Origin of the sequence: Mesorhizobium sp. Root695, from assembly GCF_001428185.1 — a bacterium.
Lineage (GTDB): Bacteria > Pseudomonadota > Alphaproteobacteria > Rhizobiales > Rhizobiaceae > Mesorhizobium.
In genome coordinates, this window is record NZ_LMHO01000001.1 from 160,394 (window position 1) to 173,748 (window position 13,355).

At 64.2% G+C, this 13,355-nt stretch carries 16 protein-coding genes and 1 tRNA gene; 7 read left to right on the forward strand and 10 right to left on the reverse strand.

Going from position 1 to position 13,355, the window contains the following annotated elements; genetic code table 11:
* Positions 1–4: 4 nt before the first annotated feature.
* Positions 5–1,717, reverse strand: a complete 1,713-nt coding sequence (ureC, locus tag ASD99_RS00785; protein WP_057142665.1) for an urease subunit alpha — start codon at positions 1,715–1,717, stop codon at positions 5–7.
* Positions 1,718–1,887: 170 nt separating this feature from the next.
* Here ureC and ASD99_RS00790 point away from each other — a divergent pair, with 170 nt between their 5' ends.
* A complete protein-coding gene (locus ASD99_RS00790) occupies positions 1,888–2,283 on the forward strand; it encodes a hypothetical protein (protein ID WP_082583133.1) in 396 nt (131 codons plus the stop codon).
* A gap of 74 nt (positions 2,284–2,357) precedes the next feature.
* Here ASD99_RS00790 and ASD99_RS00795 read toward each other — a convergent pair whose 3' ends face one another.
* The 5 genes from ASD99_RS00795 to ASD99_RS00815 are packed head-to-tail and all read right to left on the reverse strand — an operon-like array spanning position 2,358 to position 4,723.
* Positions 2,358–2,663 (reverse strand): urease subunit beta, encoded by a 306-nt coding sequence (locus ASD99_RS00795; protein ID WP_027040029.1) that lies wholly within the window; start codon positions 2,661–2,663, stop codon positions 2,358–2,360.
* A gap of 8 nt (positions 2,664–2,671) precedes the next feature.
* Positions 2,672–3,259 carry a HupE/UreJ family protein gene (locus ASD99_RS00800; RefSeq protein ID WP_057142434.1) on the reverse strand — a complete coding sequence of 196 codons (588 nt, stop codon included), beginning with the start codon at positions 3,257–3,259 and terminating at the stop codon, positions 2,672–2,674.
* Between the two features lie 34 nt (positions 3,260–3,293).
* Positions 3,294–3,548 (reverse strand): DUF1272 domain-containing protein, encoded by a 255-nt coding sequence (locus tag ASD99_RS00805; protein ID WP_056593036.1) that lies wholly within the window; start codon positions 3,546–3,548, stop codon positions 3,294–3,296.
* Between the two features lie 10 nt (positions 3,549–3,558).
* Positions 3,559–3,861 carry an urease subunit gamma gene (locus tag ASD99_RS00810; RefSeq protein ID WP_023693076.1) on the reverse strand — a complete coding sequence of 101 codons (303 nt, stop codon included), beginning with the start codon at positions 3,859–3,861 and terminating at the stop codon, positions 3,559–3,561.
* Between the two features lie 28 nt (positions 3,862–3,889).
* The gene (locus tag ASD99_RS00815; protein ID WP_057142435.1) at positions 3,890–4,723 is read right to left on the reverse strand and encodes an urease accessory protein UreD; all 834 of its coding nucleotides are present in this window, start codon (positions 4,721–4,723) and stop codon (positions 3,890–3,892) included.
* A gap of 214 nt (positions 4,724–4,937) precedes the next feature.
* On the opposite strand from ASD99_RS00815, the gene ASD99_RS00820 reads away from it, so the two are divergent.
* The 3 genes from ASD99_RS00820 to ASD99_RS00830 all read left to right on the forward strand — a co-directional run bounded on the left by ASD99_RS00820 (position 4,938) and on the right by ASD99_RS00830 (position 7,292).
* Positions 4,938–5,192 (forward strand): acyl carrier protein, encoded by a 255-nt coding sequence (locus tag ASD99_RS00820; RefSeq protein ID WP_013528393.1) that lies wholly within the window; start codon positions 4,938–4,940, stop codon positions 5,190–5,192.
* A gap of 5 nt (positions 5,193–5,197) precedes the next feature.
* Positions 5,198–6,406 carry a beta-ketoacyl-[acyl-carrier-protein] synthase family protein gene (locus ASD99_RS00825; protein WP_056593042.1) on the forward strand — a complete coding sequence of 403 codons (1,209 nt, stop codon included), beginning with the start codon at positions 5,198–5,200 and terminating at the stop codon, positions 6,404–6,406.
* A 181-nt stretch (positions 6,407–6,587) separates the two neighbouring features.
* Positions 6,588–7,292: a glutathione S-transferase N-terminal domain-containing protein gene (locus ASD99_RS00830; RefSeq protein ID WP_057142436.1), complete on the forward strand. Its 705-nt coding sequence runs from the start codon at positions 6,588–6,590 to the stop codon at positions 7,290–7,292.
* A 28-nt stretch (positions 7,293–7,320) separates the two neighbouring features.
* Here the strand turns inward: ASD99_RS00830 and ASD99_RS00835 are convergent, their stop codons facing one another.
* The 3 genes from ASD99_RS00835 to ASD99_RS00845 form a co-directional block, all read right to left on the reverse strand.
* Positions 7,321–7,656: a hypothetical protein gene (locus ASD99_RS00835; protein ID WP_056593048.1), complete on the reverse strand. Its 336-nt coding sequence runs from the start codon at positions 7,654–7,656 to the stop codon at positions 7,321–7,323.
* Positions 7,657–7,741: 85 nt separating this feature from the next.
* Positions 7,742–8,362, reverse strand: coding sequence for a nucleoside triphosphate hydrolase (locus ASD99_RS00840; RefSeq protein ID WP_056593052.1), 621 nt, complete (start codon positions 8,360–8,362; stop codon positions 7,742–7,744).
* A gap of 110 nt (positions 8,363–8,472) precedes the next feature.
* Positions 8,473–9,573 (reverse strand): hypothetical protein, encoded by a 1,101-nt coding sequence (locus ASD99_RS00845; protein WP_057142666.1) that lies wholly within the window; start codon positions 9,571–9,573, stop codon positions 8,473–8,475.
* 241 nt (positions 9,574–9,814) lie between these two features.
* Between ASD99_RS00845 and ASD99_RS00850 the strand changes: the two genes are divergently transcribed.
* The 3 genes from ASD99_RS00850 to ASD99_RS00860 all read left to right on the forward strand — a co-directional run bounded on the left by ASD99_RS00850 (position 9,815) and on the right by ASD99_RS00860 (position 12,442).
* A complete protein-coding gene (locus ASD99_RS00850) occupies positions 9,815–10,705 on the forward strand; it encodes a D-alanyl-D-alanine carboxypeptidase family protein (RefSeq protein WP_057142437.1) in 891 nt (296 codons plus the stop codon).
* A gap of 599 nt (positions 10,706–11,304) precedes the next feature.
* The gene (locus tag ASD99_RS00855; RefSeq protein WP_057142438.1) at positions 11,305–12,231 is read left to right on the forward strand and encodes a DUF1003 domain-containing protein; all 927 of its coding nucleotides are present in this window, start codon (positions 11,305–11,307) and stop codon (positions 12,229–12,231) included.
* Positions 12,232–12,365: 134 nt separating this feature from the next.
* Positions 12,366–12,442 (forward strand) — tRNA-Arg (locus ASD99_RS00860).
* A gap of 281 nt (positions 12,443–12,723) precedes the next feature.
* On the opposite strand, the gene ASD99_RS34485 is transcribed toward ASD99_RS00860, so the two are convergent.
* Positions 12,724–13,317, reverse strand: coding sequence for a hypothetical protein (locus ASD99_RS34485; RefSeq protein ID WP_244482974.1), 594 nt, complete (start codon positions 13,315–13,317; stop codon positions 12,724–12,726).
* Positions 13,318–13,355 lie beyond the last annotated feature (38 nt).

A 13,355-nucleotide genomic window follows, 5' to 3' on the forward strand; every position in this document is an offset into this window, starting at 1 on the left:
AAGGTCAAAACAGAAAATACCGCTGCGCCATCGGCAGCACCGTCGCCGGCTCGCAGGTCAAAAGTTCTCCATCGGCGCGCACCTCGTAGGTCTCGGGATCGACCTCGACATGCGGTGTGGCGTCGTTGAGCACCATCGAGTGCTTGCCGATGCCGCCGCGGGTGTTTTCGACGGCGACGAACTGCTTGTCGACACCAAGCCTGCCGTGCAGGCCGGATTCGAGCGCGGCTTTCGAAACAAAGGTCACCGATGAGTTGGTCCTGGCCTTGCCATAGGCGCCGAACATCGGCCGGTAGTGCATTGGCTGCGGCGTCGGGATCGAGGCGTTGGGGTCGCCCATCGGGGCGGCGGCAATCATGCCGCCGATCAGCACCATGTCCGGCTTGACGCCGAAGAATCCCGGATTCCACAACACCAGGTCGGCGCGTTTGCCGACCGCGATCGAGCCGATATCCTTCGACAGGCCATGCGCAATGGCCGGGTTGATCGTGTATTTGGCGATGTAGCGGCGGACGCGGAAATTGTCGTTGTTGCCGGTTTCCTGCGGCAGCGAGCCGCGCTGGCGTTTCATCTTGTCGGCGGTCTGCCAAGTGCGGATCGCGACTTCGCCGACACGGCCCATGGCCTGGCTGTCCGACGAGATGATCGAGAAGGCCCCGATATCGTGCAGGATGTCTTCCGCCGCGATGGTCTCCTTGCGGATGCGGCTTTCGGCAAAGGCGATGTCCTCGGGGATCGACGGCGACAAATGATGGCAGACCATTAGCATGTCGAGATGCTCGGCCAGCGTGTTGACCGTGTAGGGCCTTGTCGGATTGGTCGAGGACGGTATGACGTTGGGCAGGCCGCAGACCTTGATGATGTCGGGCGCGTGGCCGCCGCCGGCGCCTTCGGTGTGGAAGGCGTGGATGGTGCGGCCCTTGATCGCCGTCACCGTGTTCTCGACGAAGCCGGATTCATTCAGCGTGTCGGTGTGGATCATCACCTGCACGTCGTAGTCGTCGGCGACCGACAGGCAGCAGTCGATCGCCGCCGGCGTCGTGCCCCAGTCCTCGTGCAGCTTCAGCGAACAGGCGCCGCCCAGCACCATTTCCTCGAGCGCCGCGGGCAGCGACGCATTGCCCTTGCCCGACAGGCCGATGTTCATCGGGAACGCGTCGAAGGACTGGATCATGCGCGCCATGTGCCACGGCCCGGGCGTGCAGGTGGTCGCCAGCGTGCCATGCGCCGGGCCGGTCCCGCCGCCGAGCATGGTGGTGATGCCGCTCATCAGCGCTTCCTCGATCTGCTGCGGGCAGATGAAATGGATATGCGCGTCGAAGCCGCCGGCGGTCAGGATCTTGCCTTCGCCGGCGATGATCTCGGTGCCGGGGCCGATGATGATGGTGACGCCGTCCTGCGTGTCCGGATTGCCGGCCTTGCCTATTGCCGCGATGCGGCCGTCCCTGAGGCCTATATCGGCCTTGAAGATGCCTGCGCTGGCGTCGACCACCAGCGCGTTGGTGATGACGGTGTCGACGGCGCCTTGCGCCCGGGAAACCTGGCTCTGGCCCATGCCGTCGCGGATCACCTTGCCGCCGCCGAATTTCACCTCTTCGCCAAGGATGGTAAGATCCTTCTCAACCTCGATGAACAGCTCGGTGTCGGCCAGCCGCACTCTGTCCCCGACCGTCGGGCCATACATCTGCGCATAGGCGGCGCGGGTAATTCTGGCCATCAGCGATTGCTCCCGAAATGCGGCTTGGTCGAAGAAACCGGGTTCCACACTGCCGCCATCCAATGGTCACGCAATGACCCGCTGGGCGACACCTTCTGATCCGATTTGGCGGTTGAGGTTAGGAGGTCACCCCAAAACGACCGTTTGCCAAATCGATGGAAGGAAAATCCATGCGCAAAACGATATTCATTGCCGCCGCTGCCACGCTCATGCTGGCGGGCGCCGCCAGTGCCCAGCAGCAATCCGCGCAACAGCCCGCTCCGGCGCCGGCCGCGCCTACCCCGGGCGCAACCGCCCCCGCCCCTGGGGCTCAGCCGGCCGTGCCGACGATCCAGAGCGTCAGCATCGTCGACATCACCGAGCTGCCAAAGGAAACCCAGATGCAGGTCAACCAGGTGATCGCCCAGCGTGGCGATGACGGTTTGAAGAAACTGCGCAGCTCGATCGACGCCACGCCGAAGGTGAAGTCGGCACTGGAGGCCAAGGGGCTCAGTTCGGCGCAAGTCGTCGCCGCCAGCATGGAGCCCAATGGCGCGCTGACCCTGATCACCAAGAAGGCGAGCTGACAATTGAATGCGGCGGGCCGGCATCCGGTCAGCCTGCCGCATCAAAGGGCTGAGAGCGCTCGACGCCGTCGATCTCACAGCTTGCCCATCACCTTCTGCTGAAATCCGTAGACCTCGCGCTTGCCCCCGAGCGGCACCAGCGTGACGTCGCGCTCTTGCCCAGGCTCGAAGCGCATGGCTGTGCCGGCGGCAATGTCGAGGCGCATGCCTCTGGCACGCTCGCGGTCGAATTTCAGCCCCTCATTGGTCTCGAAGAAATGGTAGTGGCTGCCGACCTGGATCGGCCGGTCGCCGCTGTTGGCCACTTTCAGGGTGACAGTCGGCAGGCCCTTGTTCAGCTCGATGTCGCCGCCCACCGTGATGATTTCACCGGGGATCATCGTCACCCTCACAGAACGCCGGAGACGAGGCCGACACCGACCGCCGCGCAAGCCGCACCCGCGGCGCGGGCCAGGCCACGGAACCGGATGCCAAGACCGAGCCCGGCGGCGATGCCGGTGGCATGCAGCAGCGCGGTGGCGATGGCAAAGCCGGCCATGTATTCAAGCCCACCGGCATTCTCCGGCACCTCGGTGCCATGGGCATGGCCGTGGAACAGCGCGAACAGGCCGATGATGGCGACGCCGGCCGAGACCGGCAGATCGACCGCCAATGCCACCAGCAGCCCGAGCGCAACGACCGATGCCAGTATGCCCGGTTCGACGAAGGGCAGCGGCATATGCAGCATGCCGAGCACACCGCCGACCAGCATGACGCCGACAAAGGCCGCCGGCCAGGCAAGAATCGCCTTGCCGCCCTTGAGCGCCGACCACAGCCCGACCGCGATCATCACCGTCATGTGATCGAGGCCGGAGAACGGGTGCATGAAGCCGGCCGTGAAGGAGGAGGTCGTACCGATGCCGACATGGGCATAGGCCGGTATGGAAGCGGCCAGCAGGAGCATCGCCGACAGGCATAGGCGTTTGGCAAGGATCATTCTTTTTGCCTTTCGTTTGGTTCGGTCCTGGTATTCACGCAGCCTTGCGCGGGCCGCAGCCCTCGGCCTTGAGAACGCGCCTGGTCGAAGCCGGATATTTCTTCAGCATCGCCGCCGGGCGGATCGGCCGCGCTGAAAAATTGCCGCCGCAATTGGGGCAGACGCCGCCCAACAGCTGTTCCACGCAGTTGGCGCAAAAGGTGCACTCGAAGGTGCAGATCAACGCATCCATCGCCTCCGGCGGCAGGTCCTTGTCGCAGCATTCGCAGTTGGGGCGCAGTTCAAGCATTTTTCTCTCCTCACCGGATGGGTTCGTGCACGGTCACCAGCTTGGTGCCGTCGGGAAATGTCGCCTCGACCTGCACGTCGTGGATCATCTCGGCGATGCCTTCCATCACTTGCGCGCGGGTCACGACATGGGCGCCGGCCTCCATCAGTTCGGCGACCGGGCGGCCGTCGCGGGCACCCTCGACGACGAAGTCGGTGATCAGCGCGATCGCTTCCGGATGATTGAGCTTGACGCCGCGTTCGAGCCGCTTGCGCGCCACGATCGCCGCCATGGCGATCAGCAGCTTGTCCTTTTCCCTCGGCGTCAGGTTCATGCGTTTTCCCAAGCTGGTAGAGACAGGCCTACAGTGACCATAATTTAGGCAACCCCGCCCTTCCGTTGAGCAATTCGACGAGTGGAACCAGCCGCTGGCGCAGCCGGTAGCCGTCCCCGGCGTAGAGCCTCGCAAGAAGCTTGCCAGATTTCTTCACGCTCCAGGCGCTGGCGCTGCCGTGGTCGCCGACGATCCCCAGGACCGGATCGAGCAGGGCCTCGGCCCGCGGCGACACCAGCAGCAGCGTCGCCATCGCGATCGCGCCACCGGCAATCGCCGGGCGGTCGAGCGTGGCGGCGATATCGGGTCCGATGCGGAAATCCTCGGCATGAATGAGGGAGCCATCCTGGCGGACACGCCAGCGGTCGTGGAAATGCCCCTGCGTGGCACGCTCGCCCATCGCTAGGCGGCCGAAGACGGCGGCTTCCAGCACCAGCGCCTCGGCGCCGGCGGCAAGCTCGATGTCGAGTGTACGGGCAAAGGCCGCCCGATCGAAGACGATGGTTTCCTGCGGCAGCCAGGCGATGCGGCCGTTTTCACCGACCGACAGATTGACCCGCACTTCGGCACGGTCGGATGCCGCCCGGTAGATCTTCTCGCAGGCCTGGGTCGTGATCGACGCCGAAGCAGCCGCGCCGACATCCACGTCCCAGGCGATACGGTCGCCACCGGTCATCCCGCCGGCGGTGTTGATCAGCACCGCCTCGAGCGGATCGGCCGAGACAGCCGGCATCCTGATCTTGGCGGCACCGTCCTGATAGAGGCGCCGCAGGCGCGTGCGACCCTCACTGAGAGCACAGGAAAGCCGCGCCACGCCCGCAACGCGCTGCGTCGAAATCCCGCCATGTTCGACCGTATCCATGCTTGCACGTTAAGCACTCTGGCGGCTTTGTCGACACAGAGTTCGATATAGCTTGTTGCTTGACAACGGTTCGGTTTCTATAGAGGGAACCACCTTGGTACGGTCATGCAGCGCTTGGCGGGGGTATAAGACGACGACGGCGGCTTGATACCGGGAGAAAAAGGGCGCTGCTCAGTTGGCGTCGGGAAACGCGACATAGTGGGGAAGAAACCGAATGGCCGACCAGCTGGCAACGGATATCATCGCGAAGATCAAGGCTCATGCCGAGCCGGGCGGCGAAGAAATCACCACCACCACCGAATTGACCTCGCTTGGCATCCATTCGCTCGAGCTGACGGAGATCATCTTCGATCTTGAGGAAGAGTATGGCATCGAGATCGAGATGAACACGGTCGACGCCTGGAGCAATCTGAAGAATGTCGGCGATATGGTCGAAGCTGTCCGCGCGCTGATCGCGAAAAAAGCCTGACCTGAATGCGGCAGCGCGTCGTCATCACCGGCATGGGCGGCATTTGCGGGCTCGGCACCAGCGCACCAGCGATCTGGAACGAGATGCGCGCCGGCCGCTCGGCCATCGGCCAGATCACAAGCCCGCAGCTGCATGACCTGAAGATCAAGGTCGGCTGCGAAATCAAGACGCTTCCCGATCACGGCATCGACCGTAAGCAGACCGTGTCGATGGACCGCTTCAGCCTGTTGGCGACGATCGCAGCCAGGGAAGCCATGCAGCAGTCCGGCCTGGTTTCGAACGAGGCCACCACCTATCGGATGGGCACTGTCGTCGGTGTCGGCGTCTGCGGCTGGGAGGCGATCGAAGAAAACTATCGGGCTATCCTCATCGAGGGCAAGAATCGCGCCGGCATCTTCACCGTGCCAAAGGTGATGCCAAGCGCGGCCTCCGGTCACGTCAGCATGAATCTCGGCCTGCGCGGCCCGGTCTTCGGCGTCACCTCGGCATGTTCCTCGTCCAACCACGCCCTCACCTCGGCCGTCGACCAGATCAGGCTCGGCCGTGCCGATGTCATGGTCGCCGGCGGCACCGATGCGCCATTGGTCTGGGGTATCCTGAAGGGCTGGGAAGCCTTGCGGGTGCTGGCACCCGACACCTGCAGGCCATTTTCGGCCGATCGCCAGGGCCTGTCGCTCGGCGAGGGCGCCGGCATGGCGGTTCTGGAAAGCTACGAGCACGCCATGGCGCGCGGCGCCACCATACTTGCCGAAATTGCCGGCGCCGGCCTCTCCGCCGACGCGTCCGACATCGTCGCGCCGACCATCGACGGACCAACGGCCGCCATGCGCGCCTGCCTGGCAGACGCCGGGTTCAATCCCGAGGATGTCGACTATCTCAATGCCCACGGCACCGGCACCAGGGCCAACGACCAGATCGAGACGGCGGCGATCAAGCGCGTCTTCGGCGATCATGCCTACAAGCTTTCCGTGTCGTCGACCAAGTCGATGCATGCCCATTGCCTCGGCGCATCGGGTGCACTGGAGATGATCGCCTGCGTGATGGCGATCCGCGAAGGCATCGTGCCGCCGACGGCCAATTTTCGCGAGGCCGATCCCGATTGCGACCTCGACGTCACGCCGAATGTGGCGCGCGAGCGCAAGGTGCGCGCCGCAATCAGCAACGGCTTCGCGTTCGGCGGCACCAATGCGGTGCTGGCTTTCAAGGCCGTCTGATTCCGGACCTGCCCGGGCGGTCACACCTGCCCCGGGCGATCCTGATCGTCCCGCGCCATGACTTGTCCGTGCATGGCGAAACCGTCGCCGCCATATTGATCAGGATTGGCCGCGCGCCTAATCCTTGATGGACCCGCCAAGACCGCGCCGCTCGGCGCGAATCCCCGTTCAGGAGTTTTCCATGGCTGACCTGTCCGCCTTTCCGATCGCAACACGCTGGCCGGCCAAACATCCGGACCAGATCCAGCTCTATTCGGCGACAACGCCGAACGGCGTGAAGATATCGATTGCCCTCGAGGAACTCGGCCTGCCCTACGAGCCGCATCTGGTCAACATCAGCAAGAACGAAAGCTGGACGCCGGAATTCCTGTCGCTCAATCCCAACGGCAAGATACCGGCGATCATCGACCCGAACGGTCCCGACGGCAAGCCGATCGGCCTGTTCGAATCCGGCGCCATCCTGCTCTACCTCGCCGAAAAGACCGGCCTGCTCATGCCCGTGGACGCCGCGCGCCGCTACGAGACCATCCAGTGGGTGTTCTTCCAGATGGCCTCGGTCGGGCCGATGTTCGGCCAGGTAGGCTTCTTCCACAAATTCGCCGGCCGCGAGATTGCCGACAAGCGCCCGCTGGAGCGCTATCGCGATGAATCCAAGCGGCTGCTCGGCGTGCTTGACGGCCGGCTGAAGGGCCGCAAGTGGATCATGGGCAATGACTACACCATCGCCGACATCTCGCTGCTCGGCTGGGTGCGCAACCTGATCGGCTTCTACGAAGCGCGCGAGCTCGTCGGCTTCGACGATTTCACCAATGTGGGAACATGGCTGGAACGCGGTCTGGCGCGGCCGGCGGTGCAGAAAGGCCTGACCATACCGGCCAGGGCCTGAAGCAAACCAGCGGGACCCTGTGAGAAGGCTACTTTGCCTTCGCCTTGGCTTTCGAACCGCCTTTTCCCATGACGGAGGCGGCCAAGGAGGCAGCGCCTCTGGCCGCGACCATCACGGCGCCGGCAGCGACATTAGCCGTGGCCTTGGCCGTGCGCATGGCACTGCCGCTCAGCGAATCGCTCGGATTCGCAGGCTTTTTCGGCTTTGCGGCTTTTGCCGCTGTCGGCACCACTTTCTTCGGCGCCGCCTTGCCGAAGGCCGGCTTGGCGTCCTTCGAACGTGCAGCGATCGCCGGGCCGGCGCCTGCCTTGGATTGGGTTGCCTTGCCCTTGGCGGGCGCGGGCTTTCTTGCCTTGGTTGCCATCGGACGGAATCCCTGTTTGGCAGAATTGCCTTCTCGGCGATAACGGCCCGAATGTCTTAAGGTTCCCCTTGCGCAATCCGTAGAATCAAGCGGGATCGCCGATCACCAGATCGGCGGCCCGGCGGCGGTCGAGCACCCGGTCGATGTTGGGCATGTCGTTGGAGGCGATCCAGGCGCGGGCATCCGCATCGGAGCGGCCGTGCTCGTGCCAGCGCTCCAGCAGGCGGCGCTCGAGCTCATTGCGCGGCACGTCGACGAAGATGGAGAAATCGAACAGCGGCGCCAGCCGCGACCACGGCTCCTCGTCGAGCAGCAGATAGTTACCCTCGACCAGGATGAATTTGGTTTCGGTGGCGACGATCGAGGCGGCGGCGCGCGACAGTTCCATGCTGCGGTCGAAGACCGGGATGGCAATGTCGGGTTCGCCGGCCCGGATACGCTTCAGCAGGGCCTCAAAACCGGCAAAGTCGAAGGTTTCCGGCGCCCCCTTGCGCGCGCGCAGGCCGCGCCGCTCAAGCACGGCGTCGTCATAGTGGAAGCCGTCCATCGGCACGACTTCCGAAGCACCTTCGGGCAGCAGGTCATGCAGCCGTGCCGACAGTGTCGACTTGCCGGCGCCTGGTGGTCCGGCAATGGCGACGATGAAGCGGTTTGCCTTGCCGGCACGCTTGAAGATGGTGGCGGCGAGATGGGCGATTTCGGACATGAGAGCCTCTCTGGCAGGAGCTTCAATCCACCATGTTCCGCATGATGATTTCGGCCACATCTTGGCGGCAGTTCGTGGAAATTTCAAACCCTACGGTCGCGCAATCCTGCCTATGAGGCTGCTGGCTGGCCGATGCGCAGGAAATCGCCGTCGAAGGGAACCTCCCAGGACGAGCCACCGGCTGCCAGCCGCATGCGGCCATCCGCCGTCGTGACCTCCTGCGGCGGCTCGCAGCCGGACAGCGGCATGGCGCCGATGACATGGCGAAAGGAAACGCTTTGGCCTTCGCCAAGCGCAAAGGCGGTCGCCACCCCTTCGCGCTTCAGCCAGTTGTCGCCGATCGAGGCGGCATGGCCAACGGCGGTGCGGCCGTCCTCGATGCCGAGCACGCCAAGGTGGCGGCCGCTCCACGGCGCGTAGTCGCGCCCACCATTGCTGAGCCACAGCATGGTGATCGGCAGCTCGGCGGGGTTCTTCAGCACCAGCACCAGGTCCTCTTCGGCCTGCCGTGCCAGGGCGGTCCAGCCCGGCCCGCCATGATCGGTCTCGACCAGGGTGATGAAATCCTCGCGGCGGTCGTCCATACGGTATTCCGTGAGATCGAGCGTGCCGCCGCCGGCGGCGGGAAAATGGCTGAGATCGGCGGACCGCGCCGGATAGGCCAGCATGAAGCGGCCACGTGCGGGATCCGGCTCCAGCGGATCGTCCAGCGTCGCGGCAAACCGCTTTGGCGAAAAGGCCAGCCTGCCGCCGCCGGTCATCGCCGTCATCGGGTGATGGGCGACCGAGATGGCGCCATGGCCGCCGGAAAACACATGCTCCTGGTAGAGGAAGGGATGGTCGTCGCGCAGCGTCAGGATCTTGTCGACGCTCGCGCCCATCACCTTGTGCCGCAGGCGGAAGAGCGCGCGCCAGCCGCCCTCTGTCGCGGCGCTCTCGACGACATCCCAGGCGCTGTTGGCCGGCCAGCCATGCAGCGGCGCCTCCTCGACATCGCTGCGCGAAAACGGCGCGCAGAGAAAATCGCCCGACAGCCGAACCGTGCCTTCCGGCAAATTGTCCGGCAGCGTCTCGTTCGCATCGACCCAGGGCGCGCGATGCAGCGGCTTCAGCTGCCGCCCGTCACGACTGACGACCATGTCGGCGATGTGGCCGACCGTGAGGTCGAGCGAAACCGAAATGCCCCTGGCCTTGATCGTGCTGACAGTCATTGCGCTCTCACCGATTCTGATGCGCAAACAGAACCCGTTCGGCGGCGGTTGCGCAAGCACCGCAATCGGCATTTTGCCTCAGGCCTGGCTTCTTCGCCCCGCCAGAAGGCGGGGGAGAGGAACCCGAGCTCCGGGCCTCGACAATCCTGGGACTAACCGGCATTAACCAAATGGACGCAGCTGGCGCGTTACGTTAGCTTCGCCGCATCTCAGCAACAGCTTGACCCGAACAGACTTGCCCTTGTCCAACCTGCGTCCCCTTCCGCTCATCCAGAGAGTTTTTGCGGCACTCGTCCTGATGGTGCTGCTTGCCGGCTGCACCACCGCGACGCCGCCCGACAGCGTGCTGGCCGTGCCGGCGCCGGCGCGGAAATATGCCGCGATCGTCGTCGACGCCAGGACCGGCAAGCAGCTGTTCGAGGTCAGTTCGACGGCGCAGCGCTACCCGGCCTCGCTGACCAAGATGATGACGCTCTACCTGCTGTTCGAGGCGCTGGAGACCGGCCGCGTCACCAAGGAGACGCAGATCCCGGTGTCGGACCACGCCGCCTCGCAGCCGCCGACCAAGCTGCGCTTCCGGCGCGGCGAGAGCATCGACGTCGATTCGGCGATCCGCGCCATCGTCGTCAAATCGGCCAATGACGTGGCGGTGGCGGTCGGCGAATATCTCGGCGGCTCGGAGGAGCAGTTCGCTGCCATGATGACATCCAAGGCGCGCCAGCTCGGCATGACCAGCACCGTGTTCCGCAACGCCTCGGGCCTGCCCGACGACGACCAGCACACCACGGCGCGCGACATGGCCGTGCTCGGCATGGCGCTGCGTCAGCGCTTTCCCCAGCAGTTCCACTATTTCTCGGAAAGTGACTTCATGTTCCGCGGCAGGCTGGTGCGCGGCCACAACGACATGCTCGGCCGCGTGCGCGGCGTCGACGGCATCAAGACCGGCTACATCAGGGCGTCGGGCTTCAACATCGTCACCTCCTACAATGCCGACGGCCGCAATCTGATCGTCGTGGTGATGGGCGCCGACAGCGCCCGCCAGCGCAATGACCATGTCGAAGCGCTGATTCAGCGCAGTCTGTCGCCGTCCGTGGACGGCGCCAAGACCAGGCTGATGTTCGCGGAACAGTAGTGGCCGCCGCGCGATTTGCGCCTTGGTGCCCGGTGACGGATTGCCCGGTGAGGGCAATTGTGCTAGTGTTTTGGGCATGGTGCTGATTTGCGCCAATTGAAGCACTGTGACCCGCCGCAAGGCGGGTTTTTTGTTCCCGCCGCCCCCCGCAGCACTGTACGGCCTGGTTCGCAATGCTGGAACGCCCATCACTTCGTCATCCACGGGCGGAGCAAGGAGCGTTGCGACGCGGCGCAGACCCGAGGAGCTGCTCCGCAGCCCAAGGGATCCATGCCGCGACTTCAAAGCGCCTGCAGCGGTGCTGAATTCTGCTCCGCTGCACCCTCTACAAACGTCACGGCATGGATCCTCGGGTCTTCGCGTCCGCTTCGCTTCCGCTCCGCCCGTGGATGACGAAGTTGGGGAGGCTTCGACGAATCTCGGATGGTCCACCGCCCTGAGCCTGCGAAGGCGAGCCGCCGCCAGCAAGCATCGAGCTACATCGCTCCTCGGGTTGATCAAAACCACTTGTCCGGCCCGCGAAATCCGTGCCCGGCGCTGGCTATGCGCCGCCACCTCTGCTTATCGTCCTTTGCAGCCCGACAGCAGGAGCCCGCACCATGAGCACTGTCCCGAAAGCGCCGCCTGAGCAGGCGGCAGACAATCAGCACGACAGCGGCGGCGAATATTTCGAGGCGCCGATCATTGGCGAGCACGAGGCCGACCAGACCTCGGACGAGCACTTTGAGACGCCCGACGTGCCGGACTCCGAGCCATCCGCTCAGGGCGCATCGCGCGGCAAGCCGAAGAAAAAACCGTCGGCGATATCGGGCCGGAAATTCCGCAAGCGCGATCTCGTCCGCATCGACACGCTGCGCCCGAGCCTCGCCGACCGCATCCGGTCGGACCATCCCGACCTGCCGGCCGGCGCCCGTATCAGCCGCGCCGAGCTCGGCCGCTACCGCATGCGTTACATGGAGGAGCTGCTGCAGCAGGAACACGGCGAATTTTCCGAGCTCGACCGCCAGGTGGTCGAATCGATCGCCAGGCAAGACACGATTTCCGAAAACTCGGAGGAGGAGTTCGAGGAGCACCGGACCTTCGCCGACCGCGTCTCCGACAATATGGCGGCCTTCGGCGGCAGCTGGTGGTTCCTGATCTCGTTCGCCAGCGTGCTGCTGGTGTGGATCGGCATCAACCTGATCGCTGGCATGAGCAGCGCCTTCGATCCCTATCCCTTCATCCTGCTCAACCTGCTGCTCTCCTGCATCGCCGCCATCCAGGCGCCGATCATCATGATGAGCCAGAGGCGGCAGGAGTCCAAGGACCGCCTGCGCTCCTTCAACGACTACCGCGTCAACCTCAAGGCCGAGCTCGAAGTGCGCCATCTGCACGAAAAGCTCGACTACCTCATCTCGCGCCAATGGACCCGCCTGGCCGAAATGCAGCAGATGCAGCTGGATGCGATGCACGAACTGACGGGTGCGAAGAAGCCGAAACGCGCGGTGCGCGGGCGGCGGGCGGTGAAGGCGAGGGCGGAAACCTGAGAGGCCGCAGCCTGGACGCACCGAGCCAAGTCGCTGCGCCAATCGCCAATTGCCCGTTGAAGCCTGCGCCTGCTTCCGCTAAGAAGCCGTGACTTGCCGGTTCACCGGCTGGTTCGTTTTCCGGATTCCGGAAAGCACCCGTAGCTCAGCTGGATAGAGCGCTGCCCTCCGAAGGCAGAGGTCACAGGTTCGAATCCTGTCGGGTGCGCCAGTTTTATACTGTGAAAACAGCCGGTTAGCAAGACCATGTTTCTCTGCGAAGGGGCCGGGAAACACGTGGCGGAAGCACCACGGAAGCAGTCGGCAGGATGTTCGGGTTAGCTATAGCCCGGACGCTACCCAGTCAGCCGCCGGCTTCCCTTCAAACAAACCAGCGATTTCGGCAATAGCTACGCGTATGGCCGTGACGATGCTTTTGCACAACGGCCAGTTTCAACAGGCCCACGTTGGGGAATTTGGCACCGCGCCAAGCCTTGGACAGCCTAGCGAGATTTATAAAGCGGAGTCGCTCGACCGAGCATCCTCGTCCGCAAGCGCCCTGACGAGCTTGCAAGCATCCTGCCAATAACGCGCTGCATCAGCCCTTGTCGAGGCGCGGTCCGGCCGATAAGGAGGCAATTCGCCCGCAACGGCTTTGAGGTCACGAAGCACCGAAGTAATATGCGGCCACGGGAAGTCAGTCGGGTCACCGATATCTCGATCTGCGCCGACGATCATCTCCAACTTGGCTATGACACCAGCGAGCGACGAAGCCGTCACCTGGGGGATATTATCTTGAAGCTTTAGAGTTGCGGTCATCGCGAAGACCTCGGCCTCCCGCGCAATCGCATACGCCCTTGGATCACCGAGAATGTGCTTCGCTCGGCCTTTCGTTCGCTGCAGGGAATCTCCGGTCAATCCCCGAATACTGGGATTGACCATTATTCGGCTCTCCAGCCGCTGCTGCGCGCGGCATAACACCAGGGAGACGTACCGAGCCATCTGCCAACCGTTCATCAGCTGGAGTGCGTCGTCGTGTAGCACTGCAGTTTGCGGCTGCTTGTCATGGCAGGTTGCGACGAGAACATTTGGCTTTGTCGTCGACACGGTATGGCCTCCTTCAAAAGGCGAATTTAACCAACAGC